At 60.3% G+C, this 25,794-nt stretch carries 25 protein-coding genes and 1 pseudogene; 14 read left to right on the forward strand and 12 right to left on the reverse strand.

From position 1 onward, the window contains the following. Positions 1-20: 20 nt before the first annotated feature. The 10 genes from phnF to phnP are packed head-to-tail and all read left to right on the forward strand — an operon-like array spanning position 21 to position 7,745. On the forward strand, positions 21-725 hold the full coding sequence (gene phnF, locus ACYZTZ_RS05290; protein ID WP_461997442.1) for a phosphonate metabolism transcriptional regulator PhnF: 705 nt from the start codon (positions 21-23) through the stop codon (positions 723-725). 11 nt (positions 726-736) lie between these two features. Further along, positions 737-1,201, forward strand: a complete 465-nt coding sequence (phnG, locus tag ACYZTZ_RS05295) for a phosphonate C-P lyase system protein PhnG (RefSeq protein ID WP_461997443.1) — start codon at positions 737-739, stop codon at positions 1,199-1,201. After that, a complete protein-coding gene (gene phnH / locus ACYZTZ_RS05300) occupies positions 1,201-1,806 on the forward strand; it encodes a phosphonate C-P lyase system protein PhnH (protein WP_461997444.1) in 606 nt (201 codons plus the stop codon). Before phnG ends, phnH begins: the two co-directional genes overlap by 1 nt. Next, complete coding sequence (locus ACYZTZ_RS05305; RefSeq protein ID WP_461997445.1) at positions 1,806-2,882, forward strand: carbon-phosphorus lyase complex subunit; 1,077 nt, start codon at positions 1,806-1,808, stop codon at positions 2,880-2,882. Before phnH ends, ACYZTZ_RS05305 begins: the two co-directional genes overlap by 1 nt. Then, the gene (locus ACYZTZ_RS05310; RefSeq protein WP_461997446.1) at positions 2,875-3,747 is read left to right on the forward strand and encodes an alpha-D-ribose 1-methylphosphonate 5-phosphate C-P-lyase PhnJ; all 873 of its coding nucleotides are present in this window, start codon (positions 2,875-2,877) and stop codon (positions 3,745-3,747) included. Before ACYZTZ_RS05305 ends, ACYZTZ_RS05310 begins: the two co-directional genes overlap by 8 nt. After that, the gene (phnK, locus tag ACYZTZ_RS05315) at positions 3,744-4,553 is read left to right on the forward strand and encodes a phosphonate C-P lyase system protein PhnK (protein ID WP_452627637.1); all 810 of its coding nucleotides are present in this window, start codon (positions 3,744-3,746) and stop codon (positions 4,551-4,553) included. Before ACYZTZ_RS05310 ends, phnK begins: the two co-directional genes overlap by 4 nt. Positions 4,554-4,581: 28 nt before the next feature. After that, the gene (gene phnL, locus ACYZTZ_RS05320) at positions 4,582-5,301 is read left to right on the forward strand and encodes a phosphonate C-P lyase system protein PhnL (RefSeq protein ID WP_461997447.1); all 720 of its coding nucleotides are present in this window, start codon (positions 4,582-4,584) and stop codon (positions 5,299-5,301) included. Next, positions 5,291-6,436 carry an alpha-D-ribose 1-methylphosphonate 5-triphosphate diphosphatase gene (locus ACYZTZ_RS05325; RefSeq protein WP_461997448.1) on the forward strand — a complete coding sequence of 382 codons (1,146 nt, stop codon included), beginning with the start codon at positions 5,291-5,293 and terminating at the stop codon, positions 6,434-6,436. The genes phnL and ACYZTZ_RS05325 overlap by 11 nt, the downstream gene beginning before the upstream one ends. Continuing rightward, a complete protein-coding gene (gene phnN, locus ACYZTZ_RS05330; RefSeq protein WP_461997449.1) occupies positions 6,436-7,005 on the forward strand; it encodes a phosphonate metabolism protein/1,5-bisphosphokinase (PRPP-forming) PhnN in 570 nt (189 codons plus the stop codon). Before ACYZTZ_RS05325 ends, phnN begins: the two co-directional genes overlap by 1 nt. After that, positions 6,996-7,745: a phosphonate metabolism protein PhnP gene (gene phnP, locus ACYZTZ_RS05335; RefSeq protein ID WP_461997450.1), complete on the forward strand. Its 750-nt coding sequence runs from the start codon at positions 6,996-6,998 to the stop codon at positions 7,743-7,745. Before phnN ends, phnP begins: the two co-directional genes overlap by 10 nt. A 24-nt stretch (positions 7,746-7,769) precedes the next feature. Here phnP and ACYZTZ_RS05340 read toward each other — a convergent pair whose 3' ends face one another. From ACYZTZ_RS05340 to ACYZTZ_RS05350, 3 genes are all read right to left on the reverse strand, one after another. Then, positions 7,770-8,657, reverse strand: a complete 888-nt coding sequence (locus ACYZTZ_RS05340) for a LysR family transcriptional regulator (protein WP_461997451.1) — start codon at positions 8,655-8,657, stop codon at positions 7,770-7,772. A gap of 146 nt (positions 8,658-8,803) precedes the next feature. Next, a complete protein-coding gene (locus tag ACYZTZ_RS05345; protein ID WP_461997452.1) occupies positions 8,804-9,523 on the reverse strand; it encodes an SDR family oxidoreductase in 720 nt (239 codons plus the stop codon). Positions 9,524-9,573: 50 nt separating this feature from the next. After that, entirely contained in the window at positions 9,574-9,699 is a 126-nt protein-coding gene (locus ACYZTZ_RS05350; protein ID WP_461997453.1) for a hypothetical protein, read from the reverse strand. 88 nt (positions 9,700-9,787) lie between these two features. Between ACYZTZ_RS05350 and ACYZTZ_RS05355 the strand changes: the two are divergent. Beyond that, positions 9,788-10,036: pseudogene (locus ACYZTZ_RS05355) on the forward strand (type II toxin-antitoxin system HicB family antitoxin); the annotation flags it as partial. A 99-nt stretch (positions 10,037-10,135) separates the two neighbouring features. Here ACYZTZ_RS05355 and ACYZTZ_RS05360 read toward each other — a convergent pair. Then, positions 10,136-11,341 (reverse strand): MFS transporter, encoded by a 1,206-nt coding sequence (locus tag ACYZTZ_RS05360; protein WP_461997454.1) that lies wholly within the window; start codon positions 11,339-11,341, stop codon positions 10,136-10,138. 236 nt (positions 11,342-11,577) lie between these two features. Here ACYZTZ_RS05360 and ACYZTZ_RS05365 point away from each other — a divergent pair, with 236 nt between their 5' ends. Continuing rightward, on the forward strand, positions 11,578-12,207 hold the full coding sequence (locus ACYZTZ_RS05365; protein ID WP_461997455.1) for a hypothetical protein: 630 nt from the start codon (positions 11,578-11,580) through the stop codon (positions 12,205-12,207). A 193-nt stretch (positions 12,208-12,400) separates the two neighbouring features. Here the strand turns inward: ACYZTZ_RS05365 and ACYZTZ_RS05370 are convergent, their stop codons facing one another. Both ACYZTZ_RS05370 and ACYZTZ_RS05375 read right to left on the reverse strand, forming a co-directional pair. Continuing rightward, entirely contained in the window at positions 12,401-13,399 is a 999-nt protein-coding gene (locus tag ACYZTZ_RS05370) for a sulfate ABC transporter substrate-binding protein (protein WP_033056035.1), read from the reverse strand. A 100-nt stretch (positions 13,400-13,499) separates the two neighbouring features. Further along, entirely contained in the window at positions 13,500-14,324 is an 825-nt protein-coding gene (locus tag ACYZTZ_RS05375; protein WP_056742057.1) for an ion transporter, read from the reverse strand. Positions 14,325-14,542: 218 nt separating this feature from the next. On the opposite strand from ACYZTZ_RS05375, the gene ACYZTZ_RS05380 reads away from it, so the two are divergent. Beyond that, positions 14,543-17,116 (forward strand): autotransporter family protein, encoded by a 2,574-nt coding sequence (locus ACYZTZ_RS05380; RefSeq protein ID WP_462000642.1) that lies wholly within the window; start codon positions 14,543-14,545, stop codon positions 17,114-17,116. Positions 17,117-17,177: 61 nt separating this feature from the next. Continuing rightward, positions 17,178-17,993 carry an alpha/beta hydrolase gene (locus ACYZTZ_RS05385; RefSeq protein WP_461997456.1) on the forward strand — a complete coding sequence of 272 codons (816 nt, stop codon included), beginning with the start codon at positions 17,178-17,180 and terminating at the stop codon, positions 17,991-17,993. Positions 17,994-18,010: 17 nt separating this feature from the next. Here ACYZTZ_RS05385 and ACYZTZ_RS05390 read toward each other — a convergent pair whose 3' ends face one another. The 6 genes from ACYZTZ_RS05390 to gcl form a co-directional block, all read right to left on the reverse strand. Further along, positions 18,011-18,925, reverse strand: coding sequence for an urea transporter (locus ACYZTZ_RS05390; RefSeq protein WP_461997457.1), 915 nt, complete (start codon positions 18,923-18,925; stop codon positions 18,011-18,013). 149 nt (positions 18,926-19,074) lie between these two features. Then, complete coding sequence (gene pyk, locus ACYZTZ_RS05395) at positions 19,075-20,490, reverse strand: pyruvate kinase (protein WP_095127745.1); 1,416 nt, start codon at positions 20,488-20,490, stop codon at positions 19,075-19,077. Next, positions 20,480-21,760, reverse strand: coding sequence for a glycerate kinase type-2 family protein (locus ACYZTZ_RS05400; RefSeq protein WP_461997458.1), 1,281 nt, complete (start codon positions 21,758-21,760; stop codon positions 20,480-20,482). Before ACYZTZ_RS05400 ends, pyk begins: the two co-directional genes overlap by 11 nt. A 151-nt stretch (positions 21,761-21,911) precedes the next feature. Next, positions 21,912-22,802, reverse strand: coding sequence for a 2-hydroxy-3-oxopropionate reductase (locus tag ACYZTZ_RS05405; RefSeq protein WP_461997459.1), 891 nt, complete (start codon positions 22,800-22,802; stop codon positions 21,912-21,914). A 130-nt stretch (positions 22,803-22,932) separates the two neighbouring features. Next, the gene (gene hyi / locus ACYZTZ_RS05410) at positions 22,933-23,715 is read right to left on the reverse strand and encodes a hydroxypyruvate isomerase (protein WP_461997460.1); all 783 of its coding nucleotides are present in this window, start codon (positions 23,713-23,715) and stop codon (positions 22,933-22,935) included. Positions 23,716-23,852: 137 nt separating this feature from the next. Next, positions 23,853-25,628 (reverse strand): glyoxylate carboligase, encoded by a 1,776-nt coding sequence (gene gcl, locus ACYZTZ_RS05415; RefSeq protein WP_046046338.1) that lies wholly within the window; start codon positions 25,626-25,628, stop codon positions 23,853-23,855. Positions 25,629-25,794: the final 166 nt, after the last annotated feature.

Consider the following 25,794-nt stretch of genomic DNA (forward strand, 5'->3'; position numbering starts at 1 on the left):
CTGGGCGCTTTTTTTTAAGCATGCAGTTGTCTAGACAAGATGAGCCGGTGTACCGCGAATTGGCCGACATCCTGCGCCGTGAGCTGGCGGATTATCAGGCCGGGGACTTTCTACCGGCCGAGGTCCAGTTGGCGGAACGTTTCGGCGTCAACCGCCATACCTTGCGCCGCGCCATCGATGAACTGGTGTTCGAAGGCAGCCTGTTGCGCCGCCAGGGCAAAGGCACGCAAGTGCTGGAGCGGCCGCTGATTTATCCGATGGCCGCCGACAGCGCTTACAGCCAGTCGTTATCCGCACAGGGGCTCGGCGTTGAGGCGGTATTGCTCAAGCGCCGCTACTGCTTCGCCAGCCGTGAAGAAGCGCAACACCTGGGCATCGCTGAGATGGCGCCGATGATCGAATTGCAAACCCTGCGCAAGCTCGATCACCAGCCGGTCAGCCTGATCCGTCATCGCTACTGCGCCAGTCACGCGCCGTTGCTGGCGGACTACACCGGCGGTTCATTGCGCCAATACCTCAGCGAACGCGACATGCCGCTGACCCGCACCTTGAGCCTGATCGGCGCCCGTTTGCCCAGCCGCGACGAAGCCGCGTTGCTGATGATGCCCCGGCACTTGCCGGCGCTGAGTGTGTTCACCCTTTCCCGCGACCGCGACGGCCACCCGGTGGAGCTGGCCCAGTCCACCAGCCGTTCGGATCGCTTCCAGTACCAGGTCGTCACCTGATGGAGAACTCAATGCACGACTCAATTCACGGCCTTCTTGCTCCTCACGCCGAACGGCAACACTGGATCGGCGTGCTGGCCCGCGCCCGACGCAGTGAATTGCAGCCCCATGAAGCGGCGCTACGTGACGTCGAATACCAACTGATCCGCGCGCCGGAAATAGGCATGACCCTGGTGCGTGGGCGCATGGGCGGCAACGGTGCGCCGTTCAACGTCGGCGAAATGAGCGTGACCCGCTGCGTGGTGCGTCTGGCCGACGGTCGTACCGGTTTCAGCTACCTGGCGGGGCGCGACAAGGTGCACGCCGAACTGGCGGCGCTGGCCGACGCGCATTTGCAGGGCGCGCAAAAGCGCCATTGGCTGGCGGAAATGATCACGCCGTTGGCGACTGCCCAGGCCGAACGCCGGGCGCAGAAAGCGGCCGAAACCGCCGCCACCAAAGTCGAATTCTTCACCCTCGTGCGAGGAGAAAACTGATGAGCGCACAGCTGTTGCAACCGGCCTTCACCGACCCGGTGCTGGATGCCCAACGCGGTTTTCGCGCGGCACTGAAGGCGCTGGCCGGCCCCGGATTGATCCAGACATTGCACGACATTCCGGGCATCGAAGGTCTGGCGCCGGCCACCTACGCGTTGTGCCTGGCGCTGTTGGATGTCGATACGCCGCTGTGGCTGGCGCCGTCCTTCGACACACCGGTGATCCGCGCCAACCTGGCGTTCCATTGCGGTTGCCCGCTGACCGCAGATCGGCAGAACGCACGGTTTGCCTTGCTCGCTGACGCCGACTTGCTCGACCTCAGCGGCTTCGACAGTGGCAATGATCGCTACCCGGATCAGTCCTGCACCTTGCTGGTTCAACTGCCATTGCTCGACGGCGGAGAAGGGCTGGCCTGGCGCGGACCGGGGATCGAGACTGAACACGTGGTCTGCCTGCCGCTGCCGCTGCCGGACCGCGTCTGGCGCGAGCGCGAGCAGCGCAACGAATTCCCCCGTGGGCTGGATCTGTTTTTCACCGCCGGCCATGACCTTATCGGCCTGCCGCGCAGCACGCGGGTCGCCCACGCAGCACAGGAGCGTGCCTGATGTACGTAGCCGTCAAGGGTGGCGAACAGGCCATCGACAATGCCCACTGTCTACTGGCGAAAAAACGCCGGGGCGATACCTCGGTCACAGAACTGAGCGTCGAGCAAATCCGCCAGCAACTGCCGCTGGCCGTGGCGCGGGTGATGAGCGAGGGCTCGCTGTACGACGAAGAGCTCGCCGCACTGGCGATCAAGCAAGCGGCGGGCGACCTGGTGGAAGCGATCTTCCTGCTGCGCGCCTATCGCACCACGTTGCCGCGTTTCAGCCCGAGCCTGCCGATCGATACGGCCGACATGCAGCTCAGCCGGCGCCTGTCCGCGACCTTCAAGGATGTGCCGGGCGGGCAACTGCTGGGGCCGACCTTCGATTACACCCATCGCTTGCTGGACTTTGCCTTGCTCGCCGAGGGCGAATACCCGGGGCCGCAGATCACGCCAAACGCCAGCCTCGAACCGTGCCCGCGAGTCTTGGGTTTGCTGGCCAAGGAAGGCTTGATCAAGAACGAGTCCGACAACAGCGACAGCGTCGCCGACATCACCCGCGACCCGCTGGAGCTGCCGGCCAGCCGCGCCGAACGTTTGCAGGCACTGGCCCGTGGCGATGAAGGTTTTCTGTTGGCGCTGGGTTATTCCACGCAACGCGGTTATGGCCGCAACCACCCGTTCGCCGGGGAAATTCGCATCGGTGACGTCGAGGTCTGGATCGACCCCGAAGAACTGGGTTTCCCGATCAATCTGGGCAGCATCGAAGTCACCGAGTGCGAGATGGTCAACCAGTTTGTCGGCTCGGCCACCGAGCTGGCGCAGTTCACTCGCGGCTACGGTTTGGCCTTCGGGCATGCCGAGCGCAAGGCCATGGGCATGGCGCTGGTCGACCGCGCGCTGCGCGCTGGCGAGTTCAACGAAGAGATCGTATCGCCGGCGCAGCAGGAGGAGTTCGTGCTGATGCACTGCGACAACGTCGAGGCTGCCGGTTTTGTGTCGCACCTCAAGTTACCTCACTACGTGGACTTCCAGGCCGAACTGGAACTGATCCGCAAACTGCGCAAGCCTGCCGAGGGCCACAGCCATGAATGACCTGACTCAGGTGGCCGTACGTGACGCGGCGTACAACTTTGCCTACCTCGACGAACAGACCAAACGCATGATCCGTCGCGCCTTGCTCAAGGCTGTGGCGATCCCCGGTTATCAGGTGCCGTTCGGTGGCCGCGAGATGCCGCTGCCTTACGGCTGGGGCACCGGCGGCATGCAATTGACCGCCGCGATTCTCGGTGCCGATGACGTGCTCAAAGTCATCGACCAGGGCGCGGACGACACCACCAATGCGGTGTCGATCCGCCGCTTCTTCGCTCGCACCGCTGGCGTTGCGACAACTGAAAGCACACCGGACGCGACAGTGATCCAGACCCGTCACCGCATCCCGGAAACCCCGTTGCACGCCGATCAGATCATGGTCTACCAAGTGCCGATTCCGGAGCCGCTGCGCTTTATCGAACCCTCGGAAACCGAGACCCGGACCATGCACGCCCTCAATGATTACGGGGTCATGCACGTCAAGCTTTACGAAGACATCGCCACCTTCGGCCACATCGCCACCGCTTATGCCTACCCGGTGATGGTCGATGAACGCTACGTGATGGACCCGTCGCCAATCCCCAAATTCGACAACCCGAAACTCGACATGAGCCCGGCGCTGATGCTGTTCGGTGCCGGCCGGGAAAAGCGCCTGTACGCGGTGCCGCCGTACACCAAGGTCACCAGCCTCGACTTCGAGGATCACCCCTTCGAAGCGCAGAAGTGGGAGGAGTGCTGCGCCATTTGCGGCAGCGCTGATTCATTCCTCGATGAGTTGATTCTCGACAACGCCGGCACCCAGAGCTTCGTCTGTTCCGACACCTATTACTGCGCCCAGCGCGTCAGCCAGCAGGAGCAGGGCCAATGAACCAGGCGCTGAAAAATGATCTGTCCGTGACCACGGCCGAGCCGCTGTTGCAGGTGCGTAATTTGTCGCTGCTGTATGGGCCGGAAAAGGGTTGTCAGGACGTCAGCTTCGACCTGTATCCCGGTGAAGTGCTGGGGATTGTCGGTGAGTCCGGCTCGGGCAAATCGACCTTGTTGTCGCTGCTCAGCGGACGCCTGCCACCGCAGCGCGGCAGCATCGGTTACCGCGACAAGCAGGGCCAATGGCTGGACCTGTACAGCGCCAGCGAAGCCGAACGCCGGACGTTGTTGCGCACCGAATGGGGCTTTGTCGAACAGAACCCGCGCGACGGCTTGCGCATGGGCGTGTCGGCCGGCGCCAACATCGGCGAGCGTCTGATGGCCCAAGGCGTGCGCAATTACCAGCAATTGCGCGGGGCAGGCATCGACTGGCTGAGCCAGGTGGAAATCGACCCGCAGCGCATCGACGACTTACCCCGGACGTTCTCGGGCGGCATGCAACAGCGGCTGCAAATTGCTCGCAATCTGGTGTCGAGCCCGCGCCTGGTGTTCATGGACGAGCCCACCGGTGGCCTCGATGTGTCGGTGCAAGCGCGCTTGCTCGATTTGCTCCGTGGCCTGGTGCGTGAACTGGACCTGGCGGTGGTGATCGTCACTCACGACCTGGCGGTCGCCCGTTTGCTGGCCGACCGACTGATGGTGATGCGCCGCTCACGGGTGGTGGAAACCGGCCTGACCGATCAGGTCCTCGACGATCCGCAGCACCCTTATTCGCAACTGCTGGTGTCTTCGGTGTTGCAGCCGTGAAGCCCCGTTCAACTGTGGAAACCGAGCGATGAATACCTTGATCGAGGTCCGTGACCTCTCGAAAACCTTCACCTTGCACCAGCAACACGGCGTGGTCCTGAACGTGCTCCGCGGGGTCGATTTCACCGTGGCAGCCGGTGAGTGCCTGGTGCTGCACGGTCAGTCCGGCGCCGGTAAAAGTACCTTGCTGCGCACCTTGTACGGCAACTACCTGCCGGCGGGCGGCAGCATTCGCGTGCAGCACGACGGCCAGTGGCTGGAGTTGGTGGGCGCCGAACCGCGCGACGTTCTGCAGGTGCGTCAGCGCACCTTGGGCTACGTCAGTCAGTTCCTGCGGGTGATTCCGCGCGTGGCCTGCCTGGACGTAGTGATGGAGCCGGCCCTGGCCCGTGGCTGGTCGAAAGAACTGGCGCAGACGCGGGCCGAATTGCTGCTCAGCCGCCTGAACATTCCGCAGCGTCTGTGGCAATTGGCGCCCGGCACCTTCTCGGGTGGTGAGCAGCAACGGGTCAACATCGCCCGCGGCTTCATGGTGGGGTGGCCGGTGATGTTGCTCGACGAACCGACAGCGTCCCTCGACGACATCAATCGCCAGGTGGTGCTGGAACTGATGAACGAAGCGAAAACTGCCGGTGCCGCCTTGATTGGCATCTTCCACGACCGCACCGCCCGCGAGGCGGTTGCCGACCGCCATCTCGATATGACACCCGCCGCTGTGAACCAAGAGGAATACGCCGATGCCCGTTGAACAGATCCTCAGCAATGCCCAACTGGTCACCGCTGACCGCGTGTTCCTTGGCAGCGTGCTGTTGCGCGACGGCTTGATCGCCGACGTCACCGAAGGCCTGAGCCGATTGCCTCAAGCCCAGGACCTCAACGGAGATTTCCTGTTGCCGGGGCTGGTGGAACTGCACACCGACAACCTCGAACGCCACATGACCCCGCGTCCCGGCGTGGACTGGCCGTCGACTTCGGCGGTGCTCAGCCATGATGCGCAGATCATCGCGGCCGGCATCACCACGGTGTTCGACGCGGTGTCCATCGGTGACGTGAACCCCAAAGGCAATCGCATGCAGAAATTGCCGGCGATGCTGGAAGCGATCTCCAGTGCCTCCGACGCCGGGCTGACCCGCGCCGAACACCGTCTGCACCTGCGTTGCGAGTTGTGCCATCCGGACACCCTGAGTGTGTTCCGCGACCTGGTGGAGCATCCGTTGGTGCAACTGGTGTCGGTGATGGACCACTCGCCGGGCCAGCGTCAATTCGTGCTGGAGTCCAAGTACCGTGAGTACTACATGGGCAAGTACCACCTGACCATGACGCAGATGGATGAATTCATCACCTTGCAGATGGCCAACTCCCGGCAGTACAGCGAGCGCTATCGTGCGGCGATTGTCGAGCATTGCCTGGCGCGGGGCCTGTCGGTGGCCAGCCATGACGACGCGACGCTCGCGCATGTCGAAGAGTCCGCGCGATACGGCATGACCATCGCCGAATTCCCGACCACCGTTGAGGCGGCGCGCGGAAGCCAGCAGCAAGGCATGAAAGTGCTGATGGGTGCACCGAACATCGTGCGCGGCGGTTCGCACTCGGGTAACGTCGCCGCCGCCGACCTGGCTGCTGAAGGGTTGCTGGATATCCTTTCCAGTGATTACTACCCGGCCAGCCTGCTGCAAGCGGCGTTTGCGCTGGCAGCCCAGGACAACTCGTGTGATCTGGCCCACGCAGTGCGCATGGTCAGCCTGGCCCCGGCCCGGGCGGCGGGTTTGAATGATCGCGGCGAAATCGCCGTCGGACTGCTCGCGGACCTGGTGCAAGCCAGAAGCCGGGACGGGTTGCCGGTGGTGCAACAAGTGTGGCGCCAAGCGAAGAGGGTATTTTGATGGCCGGCAGGTTGATCTATCTCATCGGACCTTCAGGTTCGGGCAAGGACAGCCTGCTGGATGCCGCACGCACACCGTTGGCCGAACGCGGCTGTCGCATCGTGCGGCGGGTCATTACTCGCTCGGCAGAAGCGGTGGGCGAGGCGGCGCACGGCGTCAGCCCCGAACAGTTCGCCGAGCTGGAGGCTCAGGGTGCGTTTGCCCTGAGCTGGCACGCCAATGGTTTGTTCTATGGCATTCCACGGGAAATCGACGACTGGCTGGAAGCGGGACGGGACGTGCTGGTCAACGGTTCGCGCGCTCATCTGCCGCAAACCCGCCAGCGATATCCAGACGCGTTGGTGCTGTTGCTGAGCGTCGATCAAGCCGTTTTACGCCAGCGACTGCTGGCGCGCGGACGAGAGTCTGTGACCGAGATTGATCAGCGACTGGCGCGCAATGCCCGTTTCAGTGAGCGTCTGCTGACCGATCACGGTCCGGCAGTGCACCTGCTGGATAACTCTGCAGCGCTGGAGCGCACGGTCGAACGCCTGCTGGCCTGCATCGACGAGCATTGCGTATGCGCCTGACATTACTGGGGACCGGTGACGCCCGGCAGGTGCCGGTCTACGGCTGCGAGTGCGTGGCCTGCACTCATGCCCGCAACGATGAACGACTCAGGCGTCGACCGTGCAGCGCGCTGATCGAATGCGGCGACCAGCGCTGGCTGATCGACAGCGGGCTGCCCGACCTGACCGAACGCTTCCCGCCTCGCAGCTTCAACGGCATTTTCCAGACCCACTACCACGCCGATCACGCCCAAGGCCTGCTGCACTTACGCTGGGGCCAGGGACTGGTGATTCCGGTTCACGGTCCGGTGGACCCGGAAGGCCTGGCCGACCTCTACAAACACCCCGGCATTCTCGATTTCAGCCAACCGTTCAGCCCTTTTGAAACCCGCCAGTTTGGCGGGCTCAGCGTCACGGCATTACCGCTGCAACACTCCAGACCGACCCTCGGTTATGTGCTGGAAGGAGAGGGACGAAGGATCGCCTACCTGACCGACACCGTGGGCTTGCCACCGTCCACTGCTGAATGGCTGCAACAAGTACCGCTGGACCTGCTGGTCCTCGACTGCTCAATGCCGCCACAACCTCAGGTGCCACGTAACCACAATGATCTGACGCTGGCGTTGCGGTGTATCGAAGACTTGCAACCGGCGTCGGCGGTGTTGACGCACGTCGGGCATACGCTGGATGCGTGGTTGCTGGAGCATGGGGGGGAGTTGCCGCCCAGGGTTACGGTGGCTTTTGATGGTTGCGTGTTGTAGGGCAGAAGGCATTTGTGGTTTGTGTCAGTTCTCTTTTGTCAGTAACCCCTGCACATACTCCACAAACGCCCGTGCCTTCGCGCTGGCCATTCTTCCGGTAGGAAACACCGCCCACAAATCCTGGTTCGGCAGGGTCCAATCCGTCATCACTTCCCTGACTGCACCACTGGCCAGTTCCGGTGCAAACATCCATTCGGAGGCCATGGTCAGCCCCAGGTGGGCGAGGACCGCTTCACGCAATCCTTCGGCGGCGCTGACGCGAATTCGGCCGCTGATGATCACAGACTGTTCTTCGTTCGCGTTGTGAAATTGCCAGTTAGCGCCGCCGCCCAGGGCGTAGACCACTGCCTGATGTTTGCACAGGTCAGCCGGGCAGGTGGGTTCGCCATGTTTTTCGAAATAGGCTGGCGTGCCGAGTACTACACGCCGGCATTCGGCGATCTTGCGGGCGGTGAGGCCGGAATCGCTCAGGGCGCCCATGCGCAAGGCGATGTCGACGCCTTCTTCGACCAGATTGATATTGCGGTCGTCGAGCATCAGGTCGATGTTCAAGTCTGGATTCTGATCGAGGAAAGGCCCGAGGTGCGGCACGATATGTATTCGGCCGAAAGTCACGGCGGCGCAAATGCGCAGGTTGCCGGTCAGCCCGCTGGCGGCACCGCGGGCGGCGTTGTCGGCCTCATCGGACTCCTCGATGGCACGCTTGGCGCGTTCGAAAAAGGCCAGGCCGGCCTCGGTGGGCGTCAGGCCTCGGGTCGAGCGCAACAGCAGTCGCACGGCAAGACGTGATTCGAGTTGTGCAATGGCTTTCGATACGGCGGGCTGGCCGATATTCAGGCGCCGGGCGGCGGCGGAAAACGAGCCGGTTTCCACGACGTAGACGAAGGTTTCCATTGCGGCGAGGCGGTCCATTCGAAGCCCTTGTGCAGTCTGATGGCTTTAGGAAATCCCCTGTGGGAGTGAGCCTGCTCGCGATGATGGCGGCACATCCAAAAGAGATGTGAGGTTTAGTCCGCCATCGCGAGCAAGCTCGCTCCCACAGGGATTGGTGTGTTCAGTTAGAACGCGGCTTTGCCGATGGACGCGCCGCCGTCGACAAACAAGGTTTGCCCGGTGATAAACCCGCTCTGCTCGGACAACAAAAACGCAATCGCCGCCGCGATCTCCTGCGGTTGCCCCAGCCGCCCCATCGGCACGCCGGCCAGATACCGCGCTTCACCTTCGCTGCCCGGTGGGTTGTTGGCGCGAAACAGTTCGGTTTCGGTCGGCCCCGGGGCCACGGCGTTCACTGTTACGCCGGTTTGCGCCAGTTCCAACGCCCAGGATCGCGTGAAGCTGATCAACGCCGCTTTGGCCGCCGCGTATGCAGTGCGCTGCGTAATACCCAGCACAGTCAGGCTGGAAATGTTCACCACCCGACCCCAGGCCCTGGCGCGCATGCTCGGCAGCAGTGCCTGAGTGGCCTGCAAGGCCGAATGCAGGTTGACCCGCATCACGTCGTCGAACGTGTCGAGGTCGATTTCGCCCAGCACCTGCGGGCGTACCAGGCCAACGTTATTCACCAGCCCGTCGAACTCATAAGTCCTGGCCAGATCCGCCAGCACTTCCTGAGTCAGTGCCCTGTCGCTCAGATCCAGCGGAAACAGAATGCCGGGAAAGCTCAGGTCGGGCGATCGGGCGATTCCGACCACCCGATGACCCGCGCGGTCCAGGTGCTCGGCGACCGCGCGGCCAATGCCTTTGCTGGCGCCGGTGATGAGGAAGGTACGTCGGGTCATTACACACTCCTTGAAAGAACATACCGCGGCTCAGGCGGCATTTGATCGGTTCAGCCGCGAATCGCATCCAGCATCGCGTCAGGCTCAGGACGCTGAGTGTAATCCGGGTTGACCTCGGCGTAACGGATCAGGCCATCCTGACCGATCAAACAACGCGCTGGAATGGGGGCATTCACATCCTGAAAAACAACGTGAACTGACCCTGTCCGGTATCTATGGTCGAGTGGCGCTTCATTAAGGTGATGCTTCGCTGGAGGGACCGCTGTGCACTATCCAATCATTATCGAGTGGGGAGATGAGAGAACTGCAACCGGTATTGAAATACCTGACATCCCGGGTGCGGTGACCGCTGTGGATACGTTTGAGGAGGCGTATGACGCAGCCATCGAAATCGTGCAGATCTTGCTACAAAAGATACGTGCGGAAGGTTTGCAGATCCCATTGCCGACGTCAGTAAACACACATCGGGACAATCCGGAATTCGCAGGCAGAGGTTGGGGAATGTTGAAGATTTGAGGCACGGAAAATCTGCTACACATCAATCCGGGCAAGCCGCCCCCTTGGCAGGAGAGAGGCTTGTCCGGGCGACGATCCGGCAAAGCTTTTGGAGCCTTAAGCCGTCGCCAACGAACGCTTCTCTGAGACACTCAAGAACCGCAACAACGCCAACAGCGGAAACGCGCTACCCACAATCACGATCCACAACCAGCCGCCATGTTCATATACCGCACTGGCCACCGAGGAACCAAACGCGCCGCCGATAAAAATGCTGGTCATGTACAGCGCATTCAGGCGGCTGCGGCTTTTGGCGTCGAGGGCGTAGACCGCACGTTGGCCGAGGACCATGTTCATCTGCACGCAGAAGTCGAGCACCACGCCGGTGACGGCAAGGCCGATAACGCTGTAAACCGGATGGATGAACGCCGGCAGGAAGCTCAGGCTGGCGAACAGCAGGGCCAGCAGCGAAGCAATGCGAGTGTGGCCGGCATCGGCCTGTCGACCGGCAATGGGGGCGGCGATGGCGCCGATGGCCCCGACCAGGGCGAAGATCGCGATCTGGGTTTGCGACAAGCCATGATTGCGCGCCAGTTCCAGCGGCACGGCGGTCCAGAACAGGCTGAAGGTGGCGAACATGCACCCCTGGTAAAACGCGCGCTGACGCAACACCGGTTGTTGACGCAACAGAGTCCACAGAGAGCCCAGCAACTGACCATAAGAAGCGCTGTGATCAGGCTGGCGCTTGGGAATCGTCAGCGCCAGCACGATGCTGATCGCCGCCATCAGCACCGCCGCAATCACAAACATCGCACGCCAGCCGAAATGGTCAGCCACCACGCTGGACACCGGTCGCGCCAACAGAATTCCCAACAGCAAACCGCCCATGATGCCGCCGACCACACGGCCACGCGATTCCTCTGGTGCCAGATGCGCGGCCAGTGGAATCAGGATCTGCACCGACACCGAACTGAACCCCACCAGCAGCGAGATCAGCAAAAACACATTTGGCTGATCGGTAAACGCAGCGCCCAGCAGACTGGCAATCGCCACCACTGTGGTGATGATCATCAAACGACGGTTTTCCAGCAGATCACCCAGCGGCACCAGGAAGAACAAACCCAGCGCGTAACCGATCTGGGTCAGCGAAACGATCAGGCTGGCCATGGTGCTGGTCAGGCCGATGTCCGGCGCGATCAGGCCGATGATCGGTTGGGCGTAGTAAATGTTGGCAACGATGGCGCCGCAGCAGAAGGCGAATAGCAGCACCATGCCTCGGGTCATTGTAGCGGTGCCGTGGGGCACCTGGGTCGCTGGGTTCATATCGGGTCTCGCTGAACAAAAGAGAATGCGCGCAGGCTAAAGGGCTATCGGAATGGGCAGAAGAGGGTTTGGAGTGATAGCAATCATTCCGTTGCGGAATGAGTGACGGACGTGTGTGATGTCCATCGAGGAGCCTTGCGTCAAAATATCGAGGTCCGATGATACATTCACTTACATCCTGTTCGATAGCGTGCTTATGTTCTCTCTTCACGTTTCATAAAACGGAAGGCACTTTCATGAATGCGATGTTTCGTCATCTGATTCGCGGCACTTCAGTGGTTACCTTGATCGGCTTGTTCACGGCAGGTATTGCCCAGGCTGCTGACGCGCCAGGCATGCGCATCGGCGTTCGCGGCGAGATCACTGGGGTCAGCCCCGACGTGCTGAAAGTCCACGTCAACAGTGGTGAAAACGTGGTGATCAACCTGACCAAGGACACCAAAGTCCGCGCCGTCACCCTGGCCAATATCGAAGACATCAAACCTGGTAGCTACATCGGTTCGGCTGCCATACCGCAGGAGGACGGAACCCTCAAGGCACTGGAAGTCCACGTCTTCCCGCCGGAACTGGCCGGTAGCGGCGACGGTCATCGGCCGTTTGATTTGGCGAAGGGCAGCAGCATGACCAATGGCAGCGTCGGTGATTTGGTCGTCAGCAATGGCCGGGTTTTGACCGTCAACTACAAGGGCGGGCAGCAGAAGATTCTGGTGCCGGAGGATGTGCCGATCGTGAACCTGGTGCCGGGGGATCGCAGCTTGCTGAAGGTGGGTGTGAAGATCGTGACGTTTGTGACGCAAAGCGCTGACGGCACGCTGACTGCGCAATCGATCTCGGCGGGCAAGGATGGCGTGACACCGCCAATGTAGCTGCTTGGCGCAAACCCCTGTAGGAGTGAGCCTGCTCGCGATAGCGGAGTGTCAGTCGATATCAATGTTGAATGACACTCCGCTATCGCGAGCAGGCTCACTCCTACAAGGGATCTTCAGTGAACACGAGTTTTGTGTTCGGCCACAAAAAAAGGCGACCTTCTCAGGTCGCCTATTTCGTGGGGCTCAGGAATTACTGACCGCTGTAGATCTGATCAAAGATCCCGCCATCATTGAAGTGGGTCTTCTGCACAGTCCGCCAGTCACCAAAGGTCTTCTCTACCGAAAGGAAATCCACTTTCGGGAAGCGATCGGTGTACTTGGCCAACACCGCCGGATCACGCGGACGCAGGTAGTTCGCCGCCGCAATTTCCTGACCTTCCGGCGACCACAGGTACTTCAGGTATTCCTCGGCCGCAGCGCGGGTGCCTTTCTTGTCGACGGTTTTGTCGACCACCGACACTGGCGGCTCGGCTTCGGCGGAAACACTTGGGTAGATCACTTCGAACTGATCACGACCAAACTCACGGGCAATCATTTCCGCTTCGTTTTCGAAGGTCACCAGCACATCACCAATCTGGTTGGTCATGAAGGTCGTAGTGGCGGCGCGGCCACCGGTATCCAGCACCGGCGCTTGTTTGAACAGCTTGCCGACGAAGTCTTTGGCTTTGCTTTCATCACCGCCGTTTTTCAGTACGTAACCCCAGGCCGAGAGGTAGGTGTAGCGGCCGTTACCCGACGTTTTCGGGTTTGGCACGATCACCTGCACGCCGTCCTTGAGCAGGTCGGGCCAGTCTTTCAGGGCTTTCGGGTTGCCTTTGCGGACGATGAACACGGTGGCCGAGGTGAACGGCGCGCTGTTGTTCGGCAGGCGGGTGACCCAGTTGTCCGGGACCAGTTTGCCGTTGTCCGCCAGGGCGTTGATGTCGGTGGCCATGTTCATGGTGATGACGTCAGCCGGCAGGCCATCGATCACCGAACGCGCCTGTTTGCTGGAGCCGCCAAAGGACATCTGCAGGGTGATGTTTTCGTTGTGCTCGGCTTGCCAGTGTTTCTGGAAGGCAGTGTTGTAGTCCTTGTAGAAATCGCGCATCACGTCGTAGGAAACGTTAAGCAGGGTCGGTGCGGCCTGAGCCATGCTGGTCAGTGCCAGGCCAGCGGCCAGAAGTGAGGCGCCAAAGAGTTTTTTCACTGCGCAGTCCTTGTTCTTAAGTTTTATTTAAAAGTGAGGCAATTTGCCAGCGACTATAACGGGGCTCGCATAGTCCTTTAAAGATTAAAAAGCACTTTGCTTATTCCATTTTCTTGAATAGCTGATTACCGCACCGTGAGCAGAATGCTGCGCCATGTTCGTGGCTGTTTTTCTTGCACACCGGGCAGTCGTGTTGCAGTTGTTCGCCGCGCATCGCGTTGGCCAGTTCGGCAGTAAAAATCCCCGTCGGCACGGCGATGATCGAGTAACCAGTGATCATCACCAACGACGAAATCACCTGACCCAGCGGCGTCTTCGGCACGATGTCGCCAAAGCCTACGGTGGTCAGCGTGACGATAGCCCAATAGATGCCTTTGGGAATGCTGGTGAAGCCGTGCTCCGGGCCTTCGATCACGTACATCAAGGTGCCAAATACCGTCACCAGGGTGCAGACGCTGACCAGAAACACCACGATCTTCTGTTTGCTGCCGCGCAATGCGGACATCAGATAGTTGGCTTGCTTGAGGTACGGACTGAGCTTGAGCACGCGGAAAATCCGCAGCATCCGAATGATCCGGATAATCAGCAGGTACTGCGCATCGGCGTAGTACAACGCAAGAACGCCGGGCACGATCGCCAGCAAATCCACCAACCCATAAAAGCTGAACGCATAGCGCAACGGCTTGGGCGAGCAGTACAGGCGCAGGCCGTATTCGATGGCGAAGATGACCGTGAAGCCCCACTCGATGTACGCCAGCACGTTGGCGTAGTTCTGGTGAACCGCATCGATGCTGTCGAGCATCACGATCACAATACTGGCGAGGATGATCAACAGCAGGATGCCGTCGAAGCGCCGCCCAGCCACTGTATCGCTCTGGAAAATCATGACGTAGAGGCGATGGCGCCAGTCGTTGTTGCTTTCCATAAGGTCTTGCCCAAGCCGAAAATCAGAGAAGCCTGGGTGATTGGCGAGGATTGCGCAAGCGGGACGCCAGGTACGCCGTGTTCAGCCGGTTTTAATCGTTCATGGCTTAAGAAATTGATTATCTCGTCGATATAGCGACTTCCCACAGAACAAGAACCTTTGTCTCGATGTGCTGCCCAGATTTCAGGCGATGGGTTTCAAAACCACACGGAAGCGATATGGATAGTCAGTTTTTCAAGAAAAGCCTGCTGGCAATGGTTGTCAGCGCTTCGACCGCTCAGGTATTTGCCAGCGAGTACGACCTGAGCCAGGGTTTCAAGGACTGGAGTGGTCAAACCCTCGGTGAAACCTTGACTCTGACCGGACAACGGACCCGCCAGAGCAACACGGACAAAACGGGTGTCACGTTCTTTCAGAACACTGTCGCGGGCTCACTCATTAACCGGGGCGACTTCACTTTCGACGCTCAAGGCGCGACGGTGACCGGGATCGGACTGGATGTCAGTTTCCGCAACACCAGCGGCAGCAACATTCAGGGTGACTTCATCAATGCCGGCAAGCTTTCTCTTTCCAACGTGAATAGCGCTGAGGGAATCGAGATCGCCAATACCACTATCACCGGCAATGTCATCAACGCCGGGACTGTCTCCATCACCCAGGCATCGGGAGCCAATATCTATGGCTCGCCTGAGGGTATCTACCTCCATGGGACCACTATTGGCGGCGATCTGATCAACAGCGGTGTTGTCGATGTGCAGGGTAACTATGCCGTGGGGCTGATTCTTGATTCCCATTCCGCGCTTCCCGTGAGCATCGCCGGCAGGCTTCTCAACTCAGGGACGATTCGTGCCACGGGTCAGAACGCCTCCGCTTTTCACGTCGAGACCCAAACCAGCGCGTTGAGGATCGAGAACAGCGGCTCGATCATGAGCGTTGGCAAGAACTCCGCGGCTATCGGGTTTTTGGATGGTTCAGTCGATTATTTGCTCAACACCGGGACTATTGAGGCATCGGGTGAAGACGCCGTTGGCATCAAGCTCGGGGGTGCCACTTTCACGCAGAATGCTGTGTCTGGCGCTCGGGGCATTATCAACTCCGGCAATATCACTGCGGACGGTGTTGCGATCCGGGTCGATGCGGACCAGACATCAGCGTTCGAGATCAACCAGCAAGGTGGCGAAATTCGCAGCAATCATGCAGCGGCCATCGATGGCGCAGGGTTAGCGCAACTGAACTGGACCGGCGGTGCAATCAAGGGCGATCTGCTCAACCTCAATGGGGTGAATGTCGCGGGTCAGGCGAATTACACCGGTAGCAAAATCGACAGCACGGTTTCCATCGTTTCGGGATCCCTGAACCTTCAGAACCAGGGGGGCGTGATTACCGGTGACCTTAACGTCGGTGCCAACAGTGGCATCGATATGTTGCTTTCGGATCGCGTCACACCCGGTACGCCTTATTTGACGGTGGACGGCAAGGCCACCTTCGCCCAGTCCTCCAAAGTGACATTGAATGCCAAACCAGGTGATTTCACACCGACCGCTGCCGGCACTCAATACACATTGGTCAAGGCCGGCAGCCTGCAGAACAACGGGTTGAGCGTTACCAGTTCGTCTTCGTTGTTGAACGTCGCCAGCTATACAACCGATGCTCAGACCGTCAACGCACTGGTCACACTAAAAAGTGACAGTCAGGTGAATGAAGAACAGGGGAGCATCGGTACTTCCAGCAGTACCCGCGAGATTCTCAATCGCTTCAAGAATAGCCCGCTGGGACAATTGAACAGTGATGATGCGGTCTTCAAAGCCTTTGCCAACGCTTCCTCCCAAGAGGAACTGGCAAAGCTCGGTGAGCAACTGGCTCCGGACGTCAGCGGTGGGGCGGTCAATGCGGCAGTGTCGGGTCAGGCGATGATGAATGGTGCGATCAGCAACCGCGTGTCCGGTCTGCGCTCGGGGCTCTCATCAGGAGATTCGTTGGCAGAAACCGGCGTATGGGTTCAGGGGTTGAGCAGCAATCAGGATCAGGACAGCCGTGATGCAGTCGTCGGTTACTCGGCCAACAGCAGCGGTATTGCAGTGGGGGCAGATGGCAAGCTGAATGCCAATTCCACCGTGGGTCTGGCCTATTCGTATCTGAACACTAACGTCACTTCCGACACCGGAAATAAAACCGATGTGCAGGGCAGCGCATTGACGCTGTACGGTAGCTGGGATCTGCGCAACTGGTTTGTCGATGGCAGCCTCAGTTACGGGCGCAATGACAATGACAGCAAACGTTATATCGCCGACAGCGTGGCCAAAGGCAGCTACAACAGTGACGCGTGGGCCCTGAGCGCCTTGAGCGGTTATACCTTCAAACTCACTGATCAACTGATTGTCGAACCGCGTGTCGCCGCACGTTACACCAATATTCAGCTGGACAGCTTTAATGAGCATGGCTCTTCGGCCGCCCTGCACTCCAATGCCCAGCGCTTCGAAATTGGCGAGCTGGGTGCCGGGTTGCGAATGGCCGCTGACGTGCCATTGCTCAATGGCACCCTGACACCTGAAGCGAGCGTGATGGCTTACCATGACTTCATCGGTGACCAGATCAATCAGACCTCCAGTTTCACCTTGGGAGGCTCGCCTTTCATTGTCTCGGGAGCCAGTCCGGTACGTGATAGTTATGAAGGTCGCTTAGGGGTGAAGTATCAAATTGATGCTCTAACCCTGGGGACCCATTACAGCTATCAAGCGAAGACCGGTTTTAACGCCGACACCTTTACCCTTGAAGCGCGCTACGCTTTTTGATCGACTGGATTGCAACGGTTCGCGCTGGCGGACCGTTGCGTCTGATCAACAGGTTAAAACCATGTTTAAAGCACTGGCCGCCATCGGCTTCGGGTTACTCGGGCTCAGCGGTTGCGCGGGTAAAGTCGATTTGCGGGCGGTAAGCCAAGGCTCGTCGCTTACTCCTGGAACGCTCGATAGTTCACCTTACACACTCATGGCCTTGCTCCCACCACCAGGGGGCTACAAGCATCTGCGTGTTTACATTGAAGGCGATGGTCGGGCGTGGGCGACACGGTCTCAACCGAGTATCGATCCGACCCCTCGCGTGTCCTTGATGGCGAGACTGGCCGCTGGAGATCGGGGGCCCAGCGCCTATCTGGCGCGCCCTTGTCAGTTCGTGACATCACCGGGCTGCAACACTGATCTGTGGACTTCCGGTCGTTTCAATTCATTGGTCATAGAGAGCATGAACGCGGCCCTTGATCGTCTGAAAAGTCGCTTTGCCGTGGAGCAGTTCGAACTGGTCGGATACTCGGGCGGCGCGGCGATTGCCTTGATCCTTGCGGGTTCTCGTAACGACGTCACTCAGGTGCAAACGATTGCCGGGAATCTCGACCCGGTAAAGTGGGCGAAGCTGATGCAACTCGCGCCATTCTCGAAGCCGGTGACACCTCTGGAGTTTCGCGACAAGTTGCGTGCGCTGCCGCAACGTCATTTCATCGGATTGAATGACAAGGTCGTGCCGCCTCAAATGCTTCAGGTCTACACCACGCAGCTTCAGGGCAAATGCCTGGAAGTCGTCGAAACCCTCGCCACCCACGATCAGGGATACGATGAAAGTTGGGGCGCGCGGTCGGATCTGCCATTGGCTTGCAAGACTGACCCATTGCGCTGAATGCAGATTCAGCCCTTTCAGGCGCCACCCTTGGTTTGGCGCTCAATAGCGCAAGGCGCACTGTCCACGGCGGCCTTGCGCAGCACCCGATTGCCGGCACGGATCAGCCAGCAGGCGAGGATAAAAGGCGCAGTCAGCGTTGGCAGACCGATGGCGGCAAACACCGGCGTCAGCAACAGCGCTGATGCGATACCGACCAGCGGCAGCCAAGGCTTCTGGCGCTGCGAGCTGAAGGCGAGGGCGGCGAGTACGGCGTTATAGCCACCGAGGCCGATCAATGCGGTATAGAAGTCGTGATGCAGCATGCTCCAGCCCATGCCCGCGACAGACGCCAACAACGCCCAGCAGAATGCGCGGCGATCAGCGATCAGCAAACCCACGGCAATCATCGCACCGGCCAGCGGATGACCGAGGAACATCACCTGGCCGAGGCCTTTGAGTGGTGCGGCGAGCATGTTCAGTGTGTTGATTTCGATCAAGTGCGCATTTGTCGAGGGCGTGGCGAAGCACAGCAGCAACCAGCCCAGCCCCACGAAGGGCGCCGTATAGGCAGGCAGGTATTGGCTGACCCGGACGCGTTTGAGCCACTGTTGAGTGAACATCGCGCTCAGGCCGCCCGCGGCAATGATCAGCGGCGGCAACATCGCTGACCAGGGGAAGTAGAGGCTCAGCAACAAGCCGAGCAAGACACCGTTGTAACTGAAGAGCCCGGCCTGTCGATCGGCCTTGGCATAGCCGCGTCGTTGCGCGGTGAGCAGCCCGGCGACACCGCCCAGCAGTGCACCGCCGAGCAGGGCGGGCGCGGTGAAAAGAATGGCCAACAGGCACAGCAGACCGCACAGCGGATGGCGCTGGAGAAAGATCTGGCTGAAGCCGTTGAGCAGGGCAGTGGCCCAGTCGGGGCAGTGGGTGTTGAAGTGGTTGGCAGGCATGATGAAGTCTGTGGAGTTTCAGGTGAATCGTGGCGCCTGCATCGCGAGCAGGCTCACTCCCACACTGAATCTGTGTTCAGTTTTAGAGTTGTGATCGACACAACTCCAATGTGGGAGCGGGCTTGCTCGCGAAGAGGCCGGTACAGGCGCTAGATCAACGTCTCGATGCGCAAAGAGTTAGTCGACCCCGGCTGCCCAAACGGCACACCCGCCGTGATCAATAACGTGTCGCCACGCTTGGCCATGCCCTGCGCCTGGGCAATCTCCAGCGCCGTCGAGCACACCTCATCCACCTGCCGCAGCCGATCATTGACCACCGAGTGCACGCCCCACGCCACCGTCAACCGGCGAGCGGTTTGCAGGTTCGGCGTCAGGTTGAGGATCGGCACCGTCGGCCGTTCCCGCGCCGCACGCAAACTTGAGGTGCCGGACTCGCTGTAATTCACCAGCACCGCCACCGGCAGCACATTGCTGATGCGACGAATCGCGCAGCTGATCGCATCGGAAACAGTCGCCTCAGCTTTCGGCCGGCTCACATCCAGTTGCGCCTGATAGTCCGGACCATTTTCCACCTGGCGGATGATCTTGCTCATCATCTGCACGGCTTCCAGCGGGTACTCGCCGGACGCGGTTTCCGCCGACAGCATCACCGCATCCGCACCTTCAGCCACGGCGTTGGCAACGTCGGTCACCTCGGCACGGGTCGGGGCAGGGGAGAAGCGCATCGACTCCAGCATCTGCGTCGCCACCACCACCGGTTTGCCGAGCTGACGGCAGATGGTGATGATGTTTTTCTGAATCTGCGGCACGCTTTCGGCCGGTACTTCCACGCCCAAGTCACCGCGAGCAACCATGATCGCGTCACTCAATTCGGCGATCTCGCGCAATTGAGTCACCGCCGATGGTTTCTCGATCTTGGCCATCAAAAATGCTTTGTCGCCGATCAGATCGCGCGCCTCGCGAATGTCTTCCGGGCGCTGCACAAACGACAGCGCGACCCAGTCCACACCCAGCTCCAGACCGAAGCTCAAATCGCGACGGTCCTTGGCGGTCAGCGGGCTCAGTTCCAGCACCGCTTGCGGCACGTTCACGCCTTTGCGGTCCGAGAGTTCGCCACCATTGAGCACGGTGGTGTCGATGGCGTCGGAGTACTTGGTGACCACGCGAAGACGCAACTTGCCGTCGTCCAGCAGCAGGTCCATGCCCGGCTCGAGTGCGGCGATGATTTCCGGGTGAGGCAGGTTGACCCGGCGTTCATCGCCCGGCGTCGGGTCAAGGTCCAGGCGTAGCGCCTGACCGCGATGCAGTTGCACCTTGCCTTCGGCGAACTTGCCGACCCGCAGTTTCGGGCCTTGCAGATCCATCAGAATGCCCAGCGGATAATTCAGCTGGCGCTCGACTTCACGAATCCACTGATAGCGCTGAGCGTGGTCGGCGTGATCGCCATGGCTGAAGTTCAGGCGAAAGATGTTGACCCCGGCCTGCACCAGCTCACGGATGTCGTCGATCCCGTTAGTGGCAGGACCGAGGGTGGCGAGGATTTTAACCTTCTTGTCAGGCGTCATTTTTAGGGCTCTCGAGAATCAGGATGGCACGGAAGTCGTTGACGTTGGTGCGGGTCGGCTCAGTGACGATCAGCGCGTCCAGCGCCTCGAAATAGCCGTAGCCATTGTTGTTGTCCAACTCGTCGCTGGCGCTCAGGCCGAGGGCGGCGGCGCGGGCGTAGCTGTCCGGGGTCATGATTGCGCCGGCGTTGTCTTCGGAGCCATCGATGCCATCGGTGTCGCCGGCCAGCGCGTAGACACCGGGCAGGCCTTTGAGGCTGTCGGTCAGGCTCAGCAGGAATTCGGCGTTGCGTCCGCCACGGCCATTACCGCGGACGGTGACCGTGGTTTCACCGCCCGAGAGGATCACGCAAGGCGCCGCCAATGGTTGACCGTGCAACACGACCTGACGGGCGATACCGGCGTGAACCTTGGCTACTTCGCGGGATTCGCCCTCCAGGTCGCCGAGGATCAGCGGGCTGAAACCGGCCTGACGCGCTTTCACCGCAGCGGCTTCAAGCGACTGCTGCGGACGGGCGATCAATTGGAAGTGACTGCGCGCCAGGCTCGGATCGCCGGGTTTGACCGTCTCTGATTCCGGGCTCTGTAGCCAGTTGCGCACCGAGGTCGGGACTTCGATGTTGTAGCGCTTGAGGATCGCCAGCGCTTCGGCGGAGGTGCTCGGGTCGGCCACGGTAGGGCCGGAGGCGATGACCGTGGCGAGGTCGCCCGGTACATCGGAAATCGCATAGGTATAAACAGTGGCAGGCCAGCAGGCTTTGCCGAGGCGGCCGCCCTTGATCGCCGAGAGGTGCTTGCGTACGCAATTCATCTCGCCGATGGTGGCGCCGGATTTGAGCAGGGCTTTGTTGATCGACTGCTTGTCGGCCAGGGTGATGCCGGCCGCGGGCAACGCCAGCAGGGCAGAGCCACCGCCCGAGAGCAGGAAGATCACGCGGTCGTCTTCGGTCAGATTGCTGACCAGTTCCAACACGCGTTTGGCGACCGCCAGACCGGCAGCGTCAGGTACCGGGTGAGCGGCTTCAACCACTTCGATTTTTTCACACGGGGCGCCGTGACCGTAACGCGTCACCACCAGACCTGATACTTCACCCTGCCAGCAACGCTCCACCACTTGGGCCATGGCCGCGGCGGCTTTGCCGGCGCCGATGACGATCACCCGACCGCTGCGATCTTTGGGCAAATGGGCTTCGAGGACTTGCTGCGGATGGGCCGCGTCGATGGCTGTGGCAAACAGCTCGCGCAGGAATTGTTGCGGATTGACCGACATGGCGGGCTCCCGGATTTCTTGTTATTGGAGGGCGACTCGGTTCCTTGTGGGAGCGGGCTTGCTCGCGAAAGCGGTGTGTCAGTCAACCTATTCATTGACTGAACAGCCGCCTTCGCGAGCAAGCCCGCTCCCACAGGGTTTTGTGCAGGGCTTACTTATCGCGAATCGAGAAATTCGCCATGTGTTCCAGGCCCTTGATCAGCGCCGAGTGGTCCCAGTTGCTGCCACCGATCGCTGCGCAGGTGCTGAACACTTGCTGGGTGTTGGCGGTGTTCGGCAGGTTGATGCCCAGCTCGCGTGCGCCGGCCAGGGCCAGGTTCAGGTCCTTCTGGTGCAGGCTGATGCGGAAGCCTGGGTCGAAGGTGCCTTTGATCATGCGTTCGCCGTGCACTTCGAGGATCTTCGAGGATGCGAACCCGCCCATCAGCGCTTCACGGACCTTGGCTGGATCGGCACCGTTTTTCGAAGCAAACAGCAGGGCTTCGGCCACGGCCTGGATGTTCAGCGCCACGATGATCTGGTTAGCCACTTTCGCGGTTTGACCGTCGCCGTTGCCGCCCACCAACGTGATGTTCTTGCCCATCGCCTGGAACAGCGGCAGAACGCGTTCGAAGGCATCGGCATCGCCGCCGACCATGATGCTCAGGGTCGCGGCCTTGGCGCCGACTTCACCACCGGACACTGGCGCGTCGAGGTACTGAGCGCCTTTTTCGTTGATTTTGGCAGCGAAGGCTTTGGTGGCGGTTGGCGAGATCGAGCTCATGTCGATCACGACTTTGCCTTTGCCGACACCGGCCGCAATGCCGTCGGCGCGGAACAGCACGTCTTCGACCTGCGGGGTATCCGGCACCATGACGATGATGAATTCAGCTTCTTGCGCGACTTCTTTCGGGTTCGCCAGGGCGACGGCGCCACCGGCAATCAGGTCAGCAGGCGCGGGATCGTGGTGCGCCGACAGGAACAGGCTGTGACCGGCTTTCTGCAGGTTCAACGCCATTGGGTGGCCCATGATGCCGGTGCCGATAAATCCGATTTTAGCCATGAGAAAATCCTCTTGTTTTTGTATGTCTCCCTGTAGGAGCTGCCGCAGGCTGCGATCTTTTGATCTTGACCTTCACAAACAAGATCAAAAGATCGCAGCCTGCGGCAGCTCCTACAGGGTCATGTGTTTGTCAGATTGCGTTATGGGTTTTCAACCAACCCAGGCCCGCTTCAGTGGTAGTCAGCGGCTTGTATTCGCAGCCAACCCAACCCTGATAACCGATGCGGTCCAGGTGTTCGAACAGGAAGCGGTAGTTGATTTCACCGGTGCCCGGTTCGTTGCGCCCAGGGTTATCGGCCAACTGGATGTGGTTGATCTCGCCCAGGTGCGCAGCCATGGTGCGGGCCAGGTCGCCCTCCATGATTTGCATGTGATAGATGTCGTATTGCAGGAACAGGTTGGCGCTGCCGACCTGTTCACGAATCGACAGGGCTTGCGCGGTGTTGTTCAGGTAGAAACCCGGGATGTCGCGGGTGTTGATCGCTTCCACCACCAGTTTGATACCCGCCGCTTGCAGCTTGTCGGCGGCGTATTTGAGGTTGGCGACGAAGGTTTTTTCCACGGTGGCATCGTCGATGCCTTGTGGGCGAATACCGGCCAGGCAGTTGACCTGGGTGTTGCCCAAGACTTTCGCGTAGGCAATCGCCAGGTCGACACCGGCGCGGAACTCTTCAACCCGGTCCGGCAGGCACGCGATACCGCGTTCGCCCTTGGCCCAGTCACCGGCCGGCAGGTTGAACAGCACTTGGGTCAAGCCATTGGCATCGAGCTTGGCTTTGATCTCGGCGGAGCTGAAATCGTAAGGGAACAGGTATTCGACACCACTGAAGCCGGCCTTGGCGGCAGCTTCAAAACGGGCAAGAAAATCCTGCTCGGTGAACAGCATGGACAGGTTGGCTGCGAAACGCGGCATGGTGGTCTCCCGTATATGTGTGAGGTCCCTTGTGGGAGCGAGCCTGCTCGCGAAAGCGGTGTGTCAGCCAACATCTTTGTTGGATGTGAAGCCGCCTTCGCGAGCAGGCTCGCTCCCACAATGGGAACGATCAGCAGTTAATCGAGCAACGAAATCGCGGTTGGCGCGTCGTTGCCGACCAGCGCCAGGTCTTCGAATTCGTTGACGGCGTTGATCTCGGTGCCCATGGAAATGTTGGTCACACGCTCCAGAATAATCTCGACGATGACCGGCACCTTGAACTCTTCGATCAGCTCCTGAGCCCTGCGCAGGGCAGGCTGGATCTGGCTCGGTTCGAACACACGCAACGCCTTGCAGCCCAGGCCTTCGGCGACCGCGACGTGGTCGACACCGTAACCGTTGAGTTCCGGAGCGTTCAGGTTGTCGAAGGACAGCTGCACGCAGTAGTCCATGTCGAAACCGCGCTGAGCCTGACGAATCAGCCCCAGGTACGAGTTGTTCACCACCACGTGGATGTACGGCAGCTTGAACTGCGCGCCCACCGCCAACTCTTCGATCATGAACTGGAAGTCATAGTCGCCCGACAGCGCCACAACTTTACGGGTCGGATCAGCCTTGACCACGCCCAGCGCTGCAGGAATGGTCCAGCCCAGAGGACCTGCCTGACCGCAGTTGATCCAGTGACGCGGTTTGTAGACGTGCAGGAACTGCGCGCCGGCAATCTGCGACAGACCGATGGTGCTGACGTAGCACGTGTCCTTGCCGAACACCTGGTTCATTTCTTCGTAAACGCGCTGCGGTTTGACCGGCACGTTGTCGAAGTGAGTCTTGCGCTGCAGGCTGGATTTGCGCTGCTGACAGTCTTGCAGCCAGGCGCTGCGGTTTTTCAGCTTGCCGGCGGCTTGCCATTCGCGAGCGACTTCGATGAACACGGTCAGCGCGGCAGCGGCGTCGGAAACGATACCGAGGTCCGGGGTGAACACGCGGCCGATCTGAGTGCCTTCAATGTCGACGTGAATGAACTTGCGGCCTTCGGTGTACACGTCGACCGAACCGGTATGACGGTTGGCCCAACGGTTACCGATACCCAGCACCATGTCGGATTTGAGCATGGTCGCGTTGCCGTAGCGGTGCGAAGTCTGCAAGCCAACCATGCCCACCATCAGCGGGTGATCGTCTGGAATGGTGCCCCAGCCCATCAGGGTCGGGACCACCGGGATACCGGTCAGCTCGGCAAACTCCACCAGCAACTCGCTGGCGTCGGCATTGATGATGCCACCACCGGCCACCAGCAATGGACGCTCGGCCTGGTCGAGCATGGCCAGCGCCTTCTCGATTTGCACGCGGTTAGCGGTTGGCTTGGCCAGCGGCAGTGGTTCGTAGGCGTCGATATCGAATTCGATTTCAGCCATCTGCACGTCGAACGGCAGATCGATCAGCACCGGGCCTGGACGGCCGGAGCGCATTTCGTAGAAGGCTTTCTGGAACGCGTAAGGCACCTGGCCCGGTTCCATGACGGTGGTTGCCCACTTGGTCACTGGCTTGACGATCGAGGTGATGTCGACCGCCTGGAAGTCTTCCTTGTGCATACGGGCGCGGGGTGCCTGGCCGGTAATGCAAAGAATCGGGATCGAGTCGGCCGAGGCGCTGTAGAGCCCGGTGACCATGTCGGTACCGGCCGGGCCGGAAGTGCCGATGCACACGCCGATGTTGCCGGCCTTGGTGCGGGTGTAGCCCTCGGCCATGTGCGAGGCGCCTTCAACGTGGCGAGCAAGGACATGATCGATGCCACCGACCTTCTGCAAGGCGGAGTACAGCGGGTTGATCGCGGCGCCGGGGATGCCAAAAGCGGTATCAACCCCTTCGCGGCGCATCACCAGAACGGCGGCTTCGATTGCTCTCATTTTGCTCATGGTTTTGTGCCTCTTACGTTTTGTAATTGTATACAAGTGGCTTTGCGCAGAGTGTATTCACGGCGGACGGCGCAGGTCAATCCATTTTCTCAAGCGGACGTTTCATTCGTCGGAAGCCCGATCTACTGTGGCTTTTCGTCGCATGTGGCGCTTTTCGAAAATTATT

The organism is Pseudomonas sp. LB3P58 (assembly GCF_054897895.1).

Coding starts and splice junctions, on each gene's coding strand:
- phnF (WP_461997442.1), top strand. CDS start 21: ATGCAGTTGTCTAGACAAGATGAGCCGGTGTACCGCGAATTGGCCGAC.
- phnG (WP_461997443.1), top strand. CDS start 737: ATGCACGACTCAATTCACGGCCTTCTTGCTCCTCACGCCGAACGGCAA.
- phnH (WP_461997444.1), top strand. CDS start 1,201: ATGAGCGCACAGCTGTTGCAACCGGCCTTCACCGACCCGGTGCTGGAT.
- ACYZTZ_RS05305 (WP_461997445.1), top strand. CDS start 1,806: ATGTACGTAGCCGTCAAGGGTGGCGAACAGGCCATCGACAATGCCCAC.
- ACYZTZ_RS05310 (WP_461997446.1), top strand. CDS start 2,875: ATGAATGACCTGACTCAGGTGGCCGTACGTGACGCGGCGTACAACTTT.
- phnK (WP_452627637.1), top strand. CDS start 3,744: ATGAACCAGGCGCTGAAAAATGATCTGTCCGTGACCACGGCCGAGCCG.
- phnL (WP_461997447.1), top strand. CDS start 4,582: ATGAATACCTTGATCGAGGTCCGTGACCTCTCGAAAACCTTCACCTTG.
- ACYZTZ_RS05325 (WP_461997448.1), top strand. CDS start 5,291: ATGCCCGTTGAACAGATCCTCAGCAATGCCCAACTGGTCACCGCTGAC.
- phnN (WP_461997449.1), top strand. CDS start 6,436: ATGGCCGGCAGGTTGATCTATCTCATCGGACCTTCAGGTTCGGGCAAG.
- phnP (WP_461997450.1), top strand. CDS start 6,996: ATGCGCCTGACATTACTGGGGACCGGTGACGCCCGGCAGGTGCCGGTC.
- ACYZTZ_RS05340 (WP_461997451.1), bottom strand. CDS start 8,657: ATGGACCGCCTCGCCGCAATGGAAACCTTCGTCTACGTCGTGGAAACC.
- ACYZTZ_RS05345 (WP_461997452.1), bottom strand. CDS start 9,523: ATGACCCGACGTACCTTCCTCATCACCGGCGCCAGCAAAGGCATTGGC.
- ACYZTZ_RS05360 (WP_461997454.1), bottom strand. CDS start 11,341: ATGAACCCAGCGACCCAGGTGCCCCACGGCACCGCTACAATGACCCGA.
- ACYZTZ_RS05365 (WP_461997455.1), top strand. CDS start 11,578: ATGAATGCGATGTTTCGTCATCTGATTCGCGGCACTTCAGTGGTTACC.
- ACYZTZ_RS05375 (WP_056742057.1), bottom strand. CDS start 14,324: ATGGAAAGCAACAACGACTGGCGCCATCGCCTCTACGTCATGATTTTC.
- ACYZTZ_RS05380 (WP_462000642.1), top strand. CDS start 14,543: ATGGATAGTCAGTTTTTCAAGAAAAGCCTGCTGGCAATGGTTGTCAGC.
- ACYZTZ_RS05385 (WP_461997456.1), top strand. CDS start 17,178: ATGTTTAAAGCACTGGCCGCCATCGGCTTCGGGTTACTCGGGCTCAGC.
- ACYZTZ_RS05390 (WP_461997457.1), bottom strand. CDS start 18,925: ATGCCTGCCAACCACTTCAACACCCACTGCCCCGACTGGGCCACTGCC.
- pyk (WP_095127745.1), bottom strand. CDS start 20,490: ATGACGCCTGACAAGAAGGTTAAAATCCTCGCCACCCTCGGTCCTGCC.
- ACYZTZ_RS05400 (WP_461997458.1), bottom strand. CDS start 21,760: ATGTCGGTCAATCCGCAACAATTCCTGCGCGAGCTGTTTGCCACAGCC.
- ACYZTZ_RS05405 (WP_461997459.1), bottom strand. CDS start 22,802: ATGGCTAAAATCGGATTTATCGGCACCGGCATCATGGGCCACCCAATG.
- hyi (WP_461997460.1), bottom strand. CDS start 23,715: ATGCCGCGTTTCGCAGCCAACCTGTCCATGCTGTTCACCGAGCAGGAT.
- gcl (WP_046046338.1), bottom strand. CDS start 25,628: ATGAGCAAAATGAGAGCAATCGAAGCCGCCGTTCTGGTGATGCGCCGC.